At 52.4% G+C, this 14,454-nt stretch carries 14 protein-coding genes and 2 pseudogenes; 10 read left to right on the top strand and 6 right to left on the bottom strand.

All coding sequences use genetic code 11. The features are described from left to right. Positions 1-100 precede the first annotated feature (100 nt). The 4 genes from K3T83_RS51380 to K3T83_RS51365 all read left to right on the top strand — a co-directional run bounded on the left by K3T83_RS51380 (position 101) and on the right by K3T83_RS51365 (position 2,680). The gene (locus K3T83_RS51380; RefSeq protein ID WP_220210843.1) at positions 101-1,081 is read left to right on the top strand and encodes a glycosyltransferase; all 981 of its coding nucleotides are present in this window, start codon (positions 101-103) and stop codon (positions 1,079-1,081) included. Next, on the top strand, positions 1,015-1,527 hold the full coding sequence (locus K3T83_RS51375) for an NYN domain-containing protein (protein WP_220210842.1): 513 nt from the start codon (positions 1,015-1,017) through the stop codon (positions 1,525-1,527). The genes K3T83_RS51380 and K3T83_RS51375 overlap by 67 nt, the downstream gene beginning before the upstream one ends. Before the next feature lie 298 nt (positions 1,528-1,825). After that, entirely contained in the window at positions 1,826-2,242 is a 417-nt protein-coding gene (locus K3T83_RS51370) for a hypothetical protein (protein WP_220210841.1), read from the top strand. A gap of 168 nt (positions 2,243-2,410) precedes the next feature. Then, the gene (locus K3T83_RS51365; RefSeq protein ID WP_220210840.1) at positions 2,411-2,680 is read left to right on the top strand and encodes a putative dsRNA-binding protein; all 270 of its coding nucleotides are present in this window, start codon (positions 2,411-2,413) and stop codon (positions 2,678-2,680) included. A gap of 529 nt (positions 2,681-3,209) precedes the next feature. Here the strand turns inward: K3T83_RS51365 and K3T83_RS51360 are convergent. The 4 genes from K3T83_RS51360 to K3T83_RS51345 form a co-directional block, all read right to left on the bottom strand. Further along, complete coding sequence (locus K3T83_RS51360; protein ID WP_220210839.1) at positions 3,210-3,380, bottom strand: hypothetical protein; 171 nt, start codon at positions 3,378-3,380, stop codon at positions 3,210-3,212. 266 nt (positions 3,381-3,646) lie between these two features. Then, on the bottom strand, positions 3,647-4,213 hold the full coding sequence (locus K3T83_RS51355; protein WP_268963610.1) for a dihydrofolate reductase family protein: 567 nt from the start codon (positions 4,211-4,213) through the stop codon (positions 3,647-3,649). A gap of 319 nt (positions 4,214-4,532) precedes the next feature. Further along, positions 4,533-4,772: a hypothetical protein gene (locus K3T83_RS51350; protein ID WP_220210837.1), complete on the bottom strand. Its 240-nt coding sequence runs from the start codon at positions 4,770-4,772 to the stop codon at positions 4,533-4,535. 882 nt (positions 4,773-5,654) lie between these two features. After that, a complete protein-coding gene (locus K3T83_RS51345; protein ID WP_220210836.1) occupies positions 5,655-5,837 on the bottom strand; it encodes a hypothetical protein in 183 nt (60 codons plus the stop codon). A 282-nt stretch (positions 5,838-6,119) separates the two neighbouring features. On the opposite strand from K3T83_RS51345, the gene K3T83_RS51340 reads away from it, so the two are divergent. From K3T83_RS51340 to K3T83_RS51325, 4 genes and pseudogenes are all read left to right on the top strand, one after another. Next, positions 6,120-6,332: a hypothetical protein gene (locus tag K3T83_RS51340; protein WP_220210835.1), complete on the top strand. Its 213-nt coding sequence runs from the start codon at positions 6,120-6,122 to the stop codon at positions 6,330-6,332. A 724-nt stretch (positions 6,333-7,056) separates the two neighbouring features. After that, on the top strand, positions 7,057-7,260 hold the full coding sequence (locus K3T83_RS51335; protein WP_220210834.1) for a hypothetical protein: 204 nt from the start codon (positions 7,057-7,059) through the stop codon (positions 7,258-7,260). Between the two features lie 168 nt (positions 7,261-7,428). After that, positions 7,429-8,551: pseudogene (locus K3T83_RS51330) on the top strand (IS3 family transposase). 173 nt (positions 8,552-8,724) lie between these two features. Next, the gene (locus K3T83_RS51325; RefSeq protein WP_220210833.1) at positions 8,725-9,135 is read left to right on the top strand and encodes a RidA family protein; all 411 of its coding nucleotides are present in this window, start codon (positions 8,725-8,727) and stop codon (positions 9,133-9,135) included. Positions 9,136-10,008: 873 nt separating this feature from the next. Here the strand turns inward: K3T83_RS51325 and K3T83_RS51320 are convergent. Together K3T83_RS51320 and K3T83_RS51315 are read right to left on the bottom strand one after the other, a co-directional pair. Beyond that, positions 10,009-10,719, bottom strand: a pseudogene (locus K3T83_RS51320) (IS6 family transposase). Positions 10,720-11,089: 370 nt separating this feature from the next. After that, entirely contained in the window at positions 11,090-11,908 is an 819-nt protein-coding gene (locus tag K3T83_RS51315) for an IS6 family transposase (RefSeq protein WP_220210832.1), read from the bottom strand. A 449-nt stretch (positions 11,909-12,357) separates the two neighbouring features. Between K3T83_RS51315 and K3T83_RS51310 the strand changes: the two genes are divergently transcribed. Then, a complete protein-coding gene (locus K3T83_RS51310; protein ID WP_220210831.1) occupies positions 12,358-13,437 on the top strand; it encodes a helix-turn-helix transcriptional regulator in 1,080 nt (359 codons plus the stop codon). Positions 13,438-13,444: 7 nt separating this feature from the next. Then, on the top strand, positions 13,445-14,341 hold the full coding sequence (locus K3T83_RS51305) for a phosphotransferase family protein (protein ID WP_220210830.1): 897 nt from the start codon (positions 13,445-13,447) through the stop codon (positions 14,339-14,341). The last annotated feature ends 113 nt before the right edge of the window (positions 14,342-14,454 follow it).

Here is a 14,454-nt window from a genome sequence, read left to right as displayed (position 1 = left end):
GGAGCATGTTGCTCCTCGCCGTTTGCTTGAAATGCCCATCCCGCTTGTCTCGACAAAAAGGAGGGCATCTCAGGCTTCGCTTCGTGAAAGGAAACGAATCGTGACGTTACTTTCCGCTTTTCCCATTGGGCCACGCAGCATTGGTAAGGCGGTCGGCCCGCGCCACCTTTTGCTCTCTGAACTGACCATCATCGTCCCGGTCAACAACAATCCGCAGGGCATCCAACGACTGCTCTCCGTCTGCATGCTCCTATTTTCCCCAGATGAGCATCCAGCAGCGATTCTCATCGTCGATAACCTGTCGTCGCCTCCACTCACCCTCTCGCCCGCCTATCGCACCTGGGGCTTGCCGGTCCACCTGCTCACCTGCACAAAGCCTGGAGCGGCAGCGGCACGTAATCTGGGCGCGCGACATGCCACGACCCCCTGGTTGCTGTTTCTCGATAGCGATTGCATCCCGACGGTAGGCCTCATTGACGGCTATCGTCACGCCCTCGATGGCTCAGTCGCTTATGCCGGATGCGTCCGTTCCGCCGAAGATGATCCTCTATCTCGCTATTATGAAACACAGGAAATCTTACGTCCCCTTCCCGTGTGGTACAAGGAACATGAGCGACCTGCCTATCTGATTACCGCCAATGCGCTGGTCTGGCGACCTGCCTTTTGGGCAACTGGAGGTTTTGATACCCATTTTCTCCACGCTGCTGGCGAGGATATCGATCTCGGGCTGCGCCTCTGGGAGCAAAGCACGCTCGCGTTTGCTCCCTCTGCATGCGTGCAGCATACCTTCGAGCCAACGCTTCGTTCGTTTGTTTGCCGCTTTTTCCGCTATGGCAAAGGCAATCGCACGCTTGCCACACGCTACGCCACCGATCTCACGCCTCATCCCTTCGTTCCCAATCACCCCTCCTTGCGCAACCGGGTGTTGGCACTGGCGCAATTTCTGGCCTTATGGTTCGGCTATCAGGTTGGTCGCCTGGACACCCGGTGGAGCAGGCCTCTCCCCCTTACGCCTTGGAACACGACCGAGGCTCCCCGGCAAGCACACCTGGACCAGCAGGCTGCTGGCCCGCCCCGCTAGGCGTAACGGTCCTTATCGACGGAGATTGCATTTCTCCTCAATGGATTACCCAGATCGAACCTCTGCTCTCTGAACTTGGCCCTATCAGCACCGGGATGGTCTGTAGCCGTGCGCCTGCTGCCCCTGGCTGGAAGCAGGCACAAAGCACCGTCTCCTGGCTCTCCAAGACAACCATAGGCGACGCTGATTCTGTCCTGGCTCGCCACGTCGAGCGGCTCTTGCAGACCGGAAGCACACAGACGATCTGTTTGGTGACCAACGACAAACATTTCGCTCCCATCGCCAGACGGATCACACACAATGGGGGTATCGTTTGGGGGCTGGGATCGCCCAACGCCGCTGCCTCCTTCCAAAAAGCCTGTCAGCATTTCTGTGCGTTCGCTCCAGTCGCCACGACGCAGCTGGAACTGGCTCTTACTGCCGTTCGCGCCAGTTCCATCAGCTAGCCATTGAGTACGTCAGGGTCATTGGTGATGTGACCCCCTGTCACTCCACACAGAAGACGAGAGAGCAGGGCGATCTAGCTCCCTCGTCTTCTGTGCCACTCCCGCTCTATCAAGAGTATGTGCTCGTTGCTTCCCCGCCACTGATCCAGCATCGTGCCTTAGGAGAGAAACCACCTCGCTAAACAGGCATCTCGATTCTCCGCTTGTCTCTGTCCATTCGTTGGCTCCGCGTTGGAAACGCTCTTGCACTTGCTCCCATTGGGCAAGGTGGTTCCCGAAAGGAAAAAACGCTGTCCAGTTGCTGCCGTGTCAAACCGGTTCTGCTGAGGTCGGCCCACTCACATTCGCACCCACCAGACTCATACCACCCAACCATGGGCCTCAAATGGAGGCCGTCGCGAATCTGGGGGCACCCTTTGAATGGCTTGTTATGGAGCAGTTCCAAACGAACCAACTGACTCAGATCACGTCGTGCCTTCCCGCCTCGTGCCAACGCACTCCTTTCGGGCGCACTGCGGAGGCGGGCCGCCTGATCTATCACATCCAAGACAACATCTCCATCGCCAATACCAGCGAGAGTATTGCTACGACCCTCCACACCGTCCTCCAGAGAGGAACTGCCTCCAAGCATCTCTCACCCATTCTCAAGGAAAAGAGCATCTCACAATTCTCTGATGGAGATCTGGCAAAACGGTGCCAGATTCCCACCAACTGAGAGCCTTGAGGGAGAGGCTCACTCCCTGCCTTTTTCGGACTATTTACGACAGAACAGAACCACAGAAGATATGAGAAGCGGCTTCCCATACCAAATACATCACCTTGCTTTCATGTAATTCCTCTGCTATACTTTTCTGAAGTATTCAAACAGCACTGGAGCAGGACCATGCAACAACCAACCAGGCCCCCTCTCTCAAACGCCAAAGGCATCTGGAACCAGATCCACCAACGAGGACTGGCACAGGTCGCTTATACGTGCCTTGTCGCTGCTCCTGTCCATGCCCCTCTCTTTGCCTGCCTCTGCTCTGTCACCATTGCTGGTCTCCACGTCCTGGAGGGAATTGGAGAAGCCACCACCAAACGCGAGGCCCAACAACACGCAGCGGCCGAGGCACAGCAGCATCTCTCCTGCCTGCTCCCCCTCAAAGGAACCTGACCATCTTACTGACCATGATGTTGCCCTCATCCTCATCCGTTCCTTTTTCCGCTCTCCCCTCCCTGAAAGCCGATCTGAATAGTCCAGGCAACTCTCCCGAGAGGGGGCCAGCAGGGACGAAGGGACACAACTCCCTTCGGGCCGATGTGAGCTGACCATAGCCAATGACTAGATGACGTATATAAAGAGTATGAAGGTTATGGAGAGTAAGTAATGTTATGTTAGCGTTATTTTCGTCTTTGTGAGCGTTCACAACGTTCGTGGCGTTACACGCTGATAGCCCTTCTCAAGGCGTTTGAAACGTTACGTACACTCGCCTTCTGGTCTGCTAAAGAGTGGAGTGCCACGCTCACCATCGAAACGTTGCGTACGTTCCTTACGGCTTCATTTTCTCTCCCCATAATGAAGGCCCATTTTATTTGAGCAGCTCCACACCGCGCCGCACGGCCCAATCCGCGTCGCCTCCACTCTCCTCCACGCACCAGGCTCCTATCAGGAAACTCTCAGGTCCACCCATCCATCACCCAGTTCACTCCTCGGCGCGATGACGCTCCTGTTCCAGGCTTCCCATTTGAAAGCTTTCCGCATCCAGATCGACAATGAGATCCAGATACTCTCGCAACAGCGCCGCCTCCGCCCGCTCTAACACCTCTTGCCCCATTGAGGTCGTGATGAGTAAGCGCCCATCACTCCACCGCACATGGAGCGGCCCCGCCTGTAGACACCTCGCCGTATGATGCTTGAAAGGGGTGCGCACTCAAATTGGGCAAAAAACGCCTGGACCCGGGATGTGCTGCGCGGCGTGCTGGCGCGGACTCTTCCAGCGCCAACTTTGGCCCGCATCTTCTTTGCGACAGAGTTTACCCGCCATTTAGATCGATCAGGGTATATTCGTTTTCGCCGATGGCGCTTCTATGCTGAAGCGGGCCGTCCCCGTCGCTTTGGGTCCAAACCCGAGACCAGACTTCAGCGGCGATTTCCATCCGGCGAGTTGCGAGATGAAGCAGGGACGTAGGTCAACCTGATCACATCCTCGCCAATCCGATCATGAGTCATAAGGCGGAGCGGCGGTCGGGGTCCGGCGAAATATGGCTTGCCATGACCAAGCACGACGGGGTGCAGGTAGATTCGATACTCATCGATCAGGCCAAGTTCGGTGAGGCTGTGCGCCAAGTTCGGGCCAGCAACTTCGATCTCCCCGTCGCGCTCGGCCTTCAGCTCGCGGATCGCGCGCTCAAGATCACCCTCAACAAGCCTGGCGTTGGGACCGACCGACTTCAACGAGCGCGAGACGACCCATTTCGGCTGGTTCCGCCACGCCGCCGCGAAGGCGTGTTCCTCTGCACCCCATTCAGGATGATCGTCATCCCAGGAACGCATGACCTCATACATGTGGCGACCGTAGATGCTGCCTGCCTGCCCCTGAGCCTCCTCGATGAAGTGGCGGAAGAGCATAGGGCTTGGCGCCCCAAGCCCCATATGATCGACGTAGCCGTCCAGGGACTGGTTCATCCCAAACACGAGCTTAGCCATATTACTTCCTTTCTTCACACGGCACATCTGCGCGGTCCTGATTACGTTATGCAATCGGTTGTAAGCTAGATCGACTGATTTTATCCAGAGCACAAGTGGATGTTTCCTTCTCCCAATCTTACCTGTTCCCCTTCGAAAAAAACTTCTCCGATCTTGCTCTTCTCTTCCTACAGTCAGCACCAATTCCCAGAAAAGGTGAGAGGCCCTCTCTCAACCGAGGCTCTGACACCAACTTTTTTGCCCAATTTGAGTGTGCACCCCTTTCAAGCATCATACGGCGAGGTGTCCGCCTGTACGCCTTCCATATCTTGCTCCTCTCCTAGACGTTCTTCGTAATACTCTCCTCAATTGGCCCCGGGATGCTCCGCTTCACCAGCAAGGCTCTGGCTCGCTGGTCATGCTCCCATTCCTCACCGCTCTCGCTACCCATGACACGCTCTGTACGTGCCCAATGAGGACATGACGCCTGCTTGCTCTCTTCCATGCCGCTGGTTGCACCAAGAACGTACACACTGCCAGCACATCCACCTCTCGATCTGTCCGAGCCACGTGTGTTCATCGATCTTCACCTATGCTCTACTGCCGTTGTACGAAATCGTCTTGACAAAAAAACAACATACGTGCATACGCGCCTGATGCTTATCAGGCATGTCTTTGCTGCCCTGCCATCAGAACGATACACCAATCCCTTGCTTCTCCTCTCACCTCCTGGTATACTCCAAAGCAGATAGATGTGCTATCCTTCCAAAGCACCTTGCTTCAGATTCTCCGCAGTTTTCACATCCCCTCTGGCAACTCCTACCGGCCTGGTTCTTCCGTTGCCAGAGGGGAAAACGCTCTTTGAATACCCTTGCCTTCCCACCAACGTCAGTAACACCTCCTTCACCCTCTCTCTCCCGCATCCAACCTGAACGGCCTCCCCCTTCGCCCAGGTCAACGCCCCTCTCCAACTCCTGCCATCCTATTATGATAGACTGCCGTTGCACGAAGTCGTCTTGACAAAAAAACAACACGTGCATACGCGCCTGATGCTTCCCCCATCTGGCACTTCTTTCACTTGTTCGGACCCCCACCACAGTCCGGTCCTTTTTCACCTGCACCCATCTCACATAAAATTTGGACAACCATACGTCATGTCGTCATTATTTCATATCTGTCTCATCTCTTGTGTGAGTATATCTCGTCTCACACTCGCTTGACTTTTTGGCTTGCCTCTGGCATCCTTGCTCGTGTTGCTGGCGTTCCTGCAACGACGCTGACCCCCCCTATGGGAACTAACTCCTTGGCCGGAAGGATTCCCGCAGACTCGCAATCGCTCGATACACCACACCAGCGGCCCTGAGCATCACACCTCTCAGGGCTGCCCCCTGCTCTCTTCCATCCACCAACACTGATAGATCGCTCCAAACCGTCTCCGCCCTGCCACAGGCTCCACATCATATCAAAGATGACGAACGACCGCACGTCCTTTCTTCTTATCTTCTATCTTGCATCTCATATCTTCTTCTTGAAGATCACCTTCCCAATTTGTTCTTCCGGCTATTTCCAAACAAATTGCTTGTTTCTTCTCACCGCTTTTCCCTCCCACTTCGTCCTTCCCGGCCCTCCTGGATGGCGTGGACATGACGTTCTGCTCTCACCCACCTTCTGAAATAGCTGGCTGGTTTTTCCCTGTTTTTTCTGATGACCTCTGCCGTTCCCCCTTCCCTCTCATTGCTCCTCTCTCCAGATCACATCATTCCCTCCAGCCATTCTTTTTGAACAATGCATTCAGAAATATTCCAAGAAAAATAAAGAAAATAACGGGTATAAAATGTATAAAATGCATATTCGCCTATTGCATGATAATTGAGGCAGAAGTATCATGGCGGCATGATCGTTTTGCGGAGCGAAAGGAGGCGCAATTTTGAAACAACAACGCCAGGGCCTGGACCCAGAAGATCAGCAGCCCTCTCGTTTTCTCTGTTCCCGCTGTGGCAAGCGCGTGAAGGAGAGGCGCCCGGCACCAGGAAAGAAAGGTCAATGGCTGTGCAGCCAGTGCCGCCGCCTGTGGCACGAACAAGAAGATCTGGAAAGCACACCAGGGAGAGGGTTGCCCCCTCTCCCCATTACCACGTGAACAGCGACGCGCTTGCCGTTCTGCCCGCAAAAAGAGAGAACCAGACGCCAGCGCGGCTCCTCACTTCCCAGCAAAGCGCGAGAGAGGCGGTGAGCCACCCGCTGCAATTGTACCGCACGTGAACAGCCACAATAACCATCTCATTTCGATTTCTTATAAATAAAGCTGGTGCTCTTTTGTCACAAAGCATGCACCACCAAGAAGCAGCAAGAGCGTTTCTCCCCTCATAGGTCACGCTTTTGTCATGAATGCACTGGAGAGGTTTCCGTCATTATATGAGCCTTTTTCTTCTCGCTGTATTTTACTGCCTTTGTGTCGAGATGTATAGTATAGTTAGCAGACGAGCAGCATGCCAGTGTTCCTGATGCGATTGATCGTGAAGGCACTGATCGCTTACAAAGTGAGAAAAAGTTCCCCAGAGAAAAATCAATGTATGCAAAAGCTTCGCCAAAATGGCAAGAAAGGAGGTTCTTCTCTAAAGTGAGAGGGGGAAGAGCGGCGAGAAAACTCATGAACGTCTCTACCTGCAAAGTAATACGCTCATACGTCCCCGCCGCTCTTTCCATGCAAAGCAAGGTTGCTTCACATTCTTGGATCGCCTTGACCCTTTGAGAGGGTCAAGCACAGTCCCTAGTCCTATCATACCTCATTTGAGAAAGTGGCAAGATGGAAGCGGCCTCCAACGGATACTGTTTATGTTCTGTTCTCTAGATAGAGGAGTTCTATGAGTTCTTTCTCATCCCCATCTCAGTGGTGGTCTTTCCTCAGGCCACAAGTAGCAGCCTGTGCAATCATCGCTGTCTGGGATTATATCCACTTTCGTGATCTCCAACGCCTGCTCTTGCTCTTAGCACTTGGGCAAGCCGACCTTGCTCTTCTCAAGTCTATCCTACGACCGTTTCTCCGTGCTAGCCATCTAGGAGAATAAGTCACGCGCAGACTGGAGAAGAAATCACGGGGGGCGAGTACCAAGTGGTGCCTGCTCCCCTCAAGCAAGATGCGTAGGGGTGCAGCTATTATAATGGGGGCGGAAAACTGGACAGGCCAATGAGATAAAAGAGCAGGAAGGAGACAAGTATCCGCAAGGAGGAACGCCGTGGCAAGTTCACCAAAGAAATACAGCAGCGACTTTAAGGCAAAAGTCGCGTTAGAAGCTATCAAAGGCTTGAAAACGCTTAATGAAATTTCTTCGGAATATGGAGTGCATACAACCCAAATAACGCAATGGAAGAAACAGGTGCTGGATGAACTGCCACAGATCTTTGCTCAACCAGGCTCGGAGCGAGCCAAGAACGAGGAAGCGCTCATCGCCACTTTATATCAACAAATCGGCCAACTCAAAGTGGAGTTGGACTTTTTGAAAAAAAAATCAGGCCCCTACCAGCACTGAGCAAAAGCGGCTTCAGGTGGAACCCGATCATCCCCAGCTCTCGATTGTCCGTCAATGTGAATTGTTGGGTTTAGCCCGTTCAAGTTACTCTTATGAGCCTGCACCTGAAAGCGAGGAAGATGTGCTGTTGATGAGGCTGCTTGATGAACAATACACGCGTCCCCCTTTTTATGGGAAACGCAAGATGGTCAAGTTCCTTCAGGATGAAGGCTATGTCGTGGATCACAAACGGGTCAGGCGACTGATGCAAAGGATGGGTTTAGAAACGATCTACCCGAAGCCTCAGTTGAGCCAAGCAGGTTCGCCATCTGTGCGCTATCCCTACTTGTTACGAGATGTGAGCATTGATCGTATCGATCAAGTTTGGAGCAGCGATATCACCTACATCCGCCTGGCACGAGGCTTTATCTACTTGGTCGCGATTATCGATTGGTTCAGTCGTTTTGTGCTCGCCTGGGAACTATCTACCACCTTGGATACCAGCTTCTGTTTGGAAGCATTGGAGCGAGCACTGCGAGCTGCATGCCCAGAGATTTTCAATACGGATCAAGGGGTCCAGTTCACGAGCCAGGAGTTTACAGAGCGTTTGCGGTCTGCACACATTCGCATCAGTTGGGATGGACGTGGACGCGCATGAGACAACATCTTTGTCGAGCGCCTCTGGAGAAGCGTGAAATATGAGGAGGTCTATCTTAAAGACTATCAAACCGTTTCAGAAGCAAGATCCAGTTTGAAACAGTACTTTCAATTTTATAATCATGAGCGATATCATCAATCACTAGACTATCAAACGCCCGTTGCTGTGTATCGCTCCCATCGTTCACAATGACTTTTCCTTCCTGCTGAGTTCACTCTCAAAATTGGCCGATTAGTGTCTAGACAAACGGTACCACCATACACGAGAGATGTTTCCCTTGTTCTCCACAAAGAAGAAGAGATATACTAAAGCAGACACTGAGAAAAAGGACGTGAAGGTTTCCAGCCTCCTAGAAAGGGAACGTCGTGGCAACACACCCAACCAACAGACGCTTCATCAATCCATCGACGTTGGCAACGCCCCCAGGCTATACTCATGTCGTAGAGATCAGACAGGGGCGAACGATCTTTCTTGCTGGTCAGGTCGCTCTTGATCCCGCAGGGCAGATCGTCGGCCCACAAGATTTCCGTGCTCAAGCACAGCAGGTCTTTGAAAATCTCAAAGCCGCGCTTGCTGCGGTTGGAGCGGATTTCACTGATGTGATCAAGCTGAATATCTATGTCGTAGATATCTCCCAACTTCCCATCCTTCGTGAGGTTCGTGAACGCTATGTGAACCCCATCAACCCGCCTGTCAGCACGCTGGTGGAAGTACGAAGATTAGCTCATGAAGCATTCTTGCTCGAAATCGAAGCCGTCGCTCACGTGCCAGAGTAGAGCAAGCCTGTTCTCGCCTCACCCTGCCTCCATCCGTTGTCTCGATGCCGCACCATCGCGGAAGATCTCTGCGCCGTCTCGCAAAGGGTCAAGCGGTTGCGAAGCCGAACGAGGGCGCAACGTCTTCTAGGACACCGAACAGCTAGCTGAGTGCTTCCTCGACCAGTCGCTAGGGAACGAGGTGGGACACACCCGCTCCCTCCTCTCGCCTGACGGCACCGCTTTCATCACCTGGCTGCTCCAACCCGATGGCGAAGCACACATCCAGTTTGCCCAACGATAAGATAGTTCTGTTCCGGTTCCTCACCAGCCATGCCAGGGGGACAAACAAAAGGGTACCTGTAGTGGTACACAAAACGGGCCTCTTGTGAAAAGGCGAAGCACCATGGAAGAAGAGAAAGGGGTCAAAGTGACCAGGCACCCGAGCCATCTGAGCACTAATGAGCGAGAATAGTTCATGCTCACTTGGCCAAGTGGTGAGGCTTGCCTGCTCAGTAGCATTCTGATTGGATAGATCGTTGACTATTCTATTATCGTTTTACACTTTCATACTACTAGTTTGCCCTACATTGAGATTTCGCCTCCACTGACGTAGTGCAAGCGAAAATTATCATCCTGATCCTGCAATAACAATAAAAATGTTGTTGCAGCTTATCTCTTGCTTAATCCACCGCCGACATGTCCGTAGTTCTGCAAATAGGCTCTATCATTACCACTTCTCTGATGGTAAACTATCCTTAGAGCTCTATCCTGCTAGAAATGTAGAAGAGAAGAGGATATATTCTTCCTCTATATAAGGTTAACCGCATAATCGGTTGTGTTCAAGAAATCTGGGAGAATGCTCTGGGCGTGATGCCTCCACTCTTGTTCAGTTTAGGCCACCATTCCAAACAGACCAGAGATGAATACTCTTTGACTCATGCTATCTCCTTTTGCCGCTCCATCTATTTGTCCTTTTCTCATCATGTGCATGACCTCGTATCCTTGTAAGGTTCGCCATGCCGTCTGAAACGAAAAAAAGCCCATCCCAGGCTTGACGAGCCGTTTGATGAAGCGGTGATCTTGCTCGATGAGATTGCCCCGGTACTTCACTTGTCTCAGTTCACAGCTTGTAGGAATGATACCTGCTGTTTTGAGGTCTTTGAATGCTTTGGGGTAGGCGGCGTTTTTGTCGAGCGCCCGACACGCGTGGTTCTGCCGTATGAGAGGCAGCGAGTATTTTCCCAAAGAAGCGTTTGGCGGCTTCTCTATCTCTCGTCGGACTCAGCCAAAAGTCGAGCGTTTTTCCTTCCGAATCAACAGCCCGATACAGGTACATCCATTCTTTTTTCACCTTGATGGAGGTCTCATCGACCCTCCAGGAGTCATTGGTGATTTTGAGAAGAAGCCGACAGCGCTTCTCCAACTCAGGTGCATAGTGCTGTACCCAGCGGTAGATCGTGGTATGATCGACGTGCAGCCCCGTTCCAACATCATTTCTTCGAGGTCCCGATAGCTAAGTGCATAGCGCAGATACCAACGGACACACAGGAGAATGATCTCCGATTCAAAGTGACGCCATTTAAACAGATTCTGCTCGTTCATGATGAGTCCTTTTTTGCACTTTTCTCCCAACTGTAGCAGATCAGTTTACTTCTTGCAACACTACCTACCAGATCAGCTTTCTTTTTTGCAACACAGCCGCCACCATTGCTTCCGTGCGCAGTTCCGTCCCGAACGTGCCTACGCGATTTTCGATCTCACCATTCGCCCTTGTCACGATCCTGAATGCCGCGATACCATCACCCATGAGCTGGCAAATAGAGGAGCCGCACTTTTTAACGACGTGTGTTTCTCCAGCTTATTGCTTATCAGGAGTCCACAATTCTTCAGGAGATCTGCCAAGGGATGCGTCAGAACTGAGAACAGAGGAGGCAAAACATTGTTGGGGGGAGCTGCTCGTCTCTCCTTGTGGCTAGGCTCTCATTCTGAGAGCTTGAAAGCTCTCCAATCGTTGGCGAAACAGCATGCGTTGTTGGGCAAGAGGCACGGATTGGTTCATCGTCGTGCGAAAGCGGAAGAACTGACGCACCTCATCGAAGGCACGACAGAAGTGTGATGCGGATGTGAAGCTCCCGAAGCCACGCATCGGGTAGTACCGCTGTTTGATGCCACGGTGGTCTTGCTCCAACCGATTATTGAGATAGGGATTACAGCGATGGACGACGTGACTCCCGAGCGTCTCACGGATCGCTCGTGGATAGGCATCATGCCCATCGGTCGTCACACGTTCTGGTGCATAACCAACCGTCTCAACTGCCTGCTGGAAAAACCGTTTAGCGGCATCCATATCTCGTTTCTTGCTCAACATGGAGTCAACGAGATTGCCGTCCCGGTCGATGGCGCGATAGAGGTAACACCACTTCCCGTGGACTTTGATGTAGGTTTCGTCGATGTACCAGGAGGTTCGCGCTTGTCCGTGTCTCCTGATACGGAGTTGATCCGCCAACAATGGCGCAAAACGAGCTTCCCAGTCCCGAACTGCTTCATGGGTAAACACAAAGCCACGTTCGAGAAAGATCTCAGCGAGATCACGCAGACTCAGCTTATAACGCAGCCGCCACAGAACAACAAGAAGCACAATTTCTGTCGGATATTCTAGGTAATTAAAAGGAGTACCACCTCGTTCATTGAAGGTACGTCGGCAGGCAGAACAGCAGAACGTTCGATAGCCAAGCACGGTTTTCTTCTGCTGTTCTTTCGTGGTTAGAGACATACAGTGCGGGCAGTTCATGGTTCCCTCCTGATGACGATGATCTCAATGTCCGTCAGTATACCACAAGAGCGATTTTACCTTGATCTTGTTCTCAGTGCTGACACTTCCCTCACAACAGCTCTCAAAAGAACTGGAGCGCTTGAACATGCACCACGCATTTGTCAGTTTCAACATGAGCGCGAACTGAGCAAGGATTTCAACGCAAGCGCGAAAAAAGTACATTGGGAGGGTAAAAACCTTTCAGCGTAAGCGCGAAATAGCCATTGTATGTGTAAATTGTTGTCGTTTTGACAATGCAGGGTCTTAGAACGGCATTTCAGTGAAGAGCAGAGGAGAAATAACGACGGTTTGTTGGACTGAGCGAGAGAGGTCTATACCTCTACTTCCTGTCTTCGATTTACCTCATACCCTCCGCATGTTCTTGAGAAAGATCCATTGGAGATTCTTCGGGCAGTTCCTGACACTTTTTGTCAGGGATTTTTGCTATACTGAGCGCAGTTTCGCGTGTCTTCCAACAAAGGAGAATCATTCTGAAATTTGATCGTTTACTTGCTCTTGTTTTTCTGCTACAACGGCACCCACATCTCACAGCCAGGGAATTGGCAGAGCGGCTCCAGGTCTCAGAACGCACGCTGTACCGGGATATCAATGATCTCAGTTTGGCAGGCGTTCCCATCTATGGAGAAGGAGGGCCGGGAGGAGGGTATTCCCTCTTGTCAGATTACCATCTCCACGTCGTCGGACTCAACGAAGATGAGTTGCACACGCTTTTTTTCTCTGAAGGCCAGAGGCCACTGGGCGATCTGGATCTGCATACGACACGAGAGGTAGCTCTCGCCAAAGTCTTAAGCACGCTCTCTGAGCGAGACAAAAGACGTGCCCTAGAGATACAGGAACGCTTCCATGTCGATCCAACCGGATGGAATTTTCCGGTTGATCAGGTGCCTCACTTGCCAACTGTTCAGCAGGCTGTCTGGCAGAATCGCCGCCTCTCTCTGGTCTATCGGCAGGAAAGTGGGAATATCATGACGCCCCTGGTCCATCCCTTGGGACTCGTGGTGAAAGCCGGCATCTGGTACCTTATTGGAGCCACGCACGAAACCATCCGCCCCTTCAGAATTGCTCGTATCCAGCAGATAGAAGTGCTCCAGGAGACGTTTAACCGACCAGAGGAATTCCATCTCGCTGAGTACTGGACCGCGTGGTGTGCTCGTTTTCTTCCATCTTACCCAGTTAAGCTCCTCATTTCGGAAGATGCGATTCCCCGCCTGCTCCAGCTTTTTGGAGAAGCACTTCGTGACCACCTTTTGCGTTCAGAACCAGACGTTTCTGGATGGAGAACGGTTTCTGTGGTCTTTGAAACAATGGAGACCGCTCGCGCAGCTTTACTGGGCTTCGGGCCAACAGCTGAGGTGGTAGAGCCGAGAGAACTACGGGTGAGCGTCATGGAATGGGCTGAGGGTCTCCTGACTCGCTACACCAGCAAGACGCGTGACCAGAACGATCTTTTTCCCCCAATGAGACCGAGTCGCGCAAGAAAGGAATAGTTATCACATGAGAGAAACCTGGCAGAGACAACGTCCTCTCCTCCAATTAGATCGAGCGACGTTGAGGCAACTTCTACAACCAGTGCTCGCGGGAAGCTCGATTGCGTCAGCCGAACTCTTGCACGCGGGGCGCAATAATACCTTATATAAAATCACGGCAGAAGGCCGCTATGAGGCGCTGGTTCTCCGCCTTTTTCAGGATGATCCTGCCGCTTGTAAAAAAGAGGTTGAGCTTTTCAATCTTCTGCATGCACGTGTTCCACTGGCAGAAATGCTGTATGCCGATCAAGATGGCAAAAGCTATGCCTATCCCTCGACGATTTCCCGGTGGGTCGAAGGCATCCTGGTCGAGGATTTGCTGGCAGGCAACGCAGAGGCGGATCTCGTGGAAGTAGGATATAGCGTTGGGACAATGCTCGCCACCATTGGCTCCTATACTTTTGCCCATCCTGGCTTTTTCCACGATGGCCTTCACCTTGATGATCTGATCGATGAAGTGGCTGAGGAGAACGCTGCAAAGGGGTATTTGGAGTACCTTTCGTCCTGCTTATTTGCAGGAAAGGCTGAGCGTTGGCTGGGTGCGGACCTCACGGCGCGTCTATGGGCGTTGGTCACTGAGCATGCTCACCTTCTCCAGACAACCGCAGCCAGCCGTTCCTTAGTGCATGCCGATTTCGGTGGCTCTAATCTCCTGGCTCGACAAGAGAGGGGACGCTTCTCTGTGGTGGCCGTTTTGGATTGGGAATTTGCCTTTGTGGGCTCTTCCCTCTTTGATCTGGCCAATCTCTTCCGGTACGAGTGGCTCCTGCCTAACACCTTTAAAACAGCCTGCTTGCAAGGGTTTACCGATCACGGAGGGGTCTTGCCCCTCACTGGAAAAAGATCATCAAGCTCTTCGATTTGATCAATATCTGCACCTTATTGCAGACCCCAGAACCACGTGGTTCGTTGGTTGAGGATATGATCACGCTCATTCGGTGGACACTAGAGCATTGGGAAACCTGACCTGTAGGACGT

The sequence above is a fragment of the Reticulibacter mediterranei genome, from assembly GCF_016587455.1.
The sequence above is the reverse complement of the archived record's forward strand: the minus strand, read 5'-3'. Positions and strand labels throughout refer to the sequence as shown.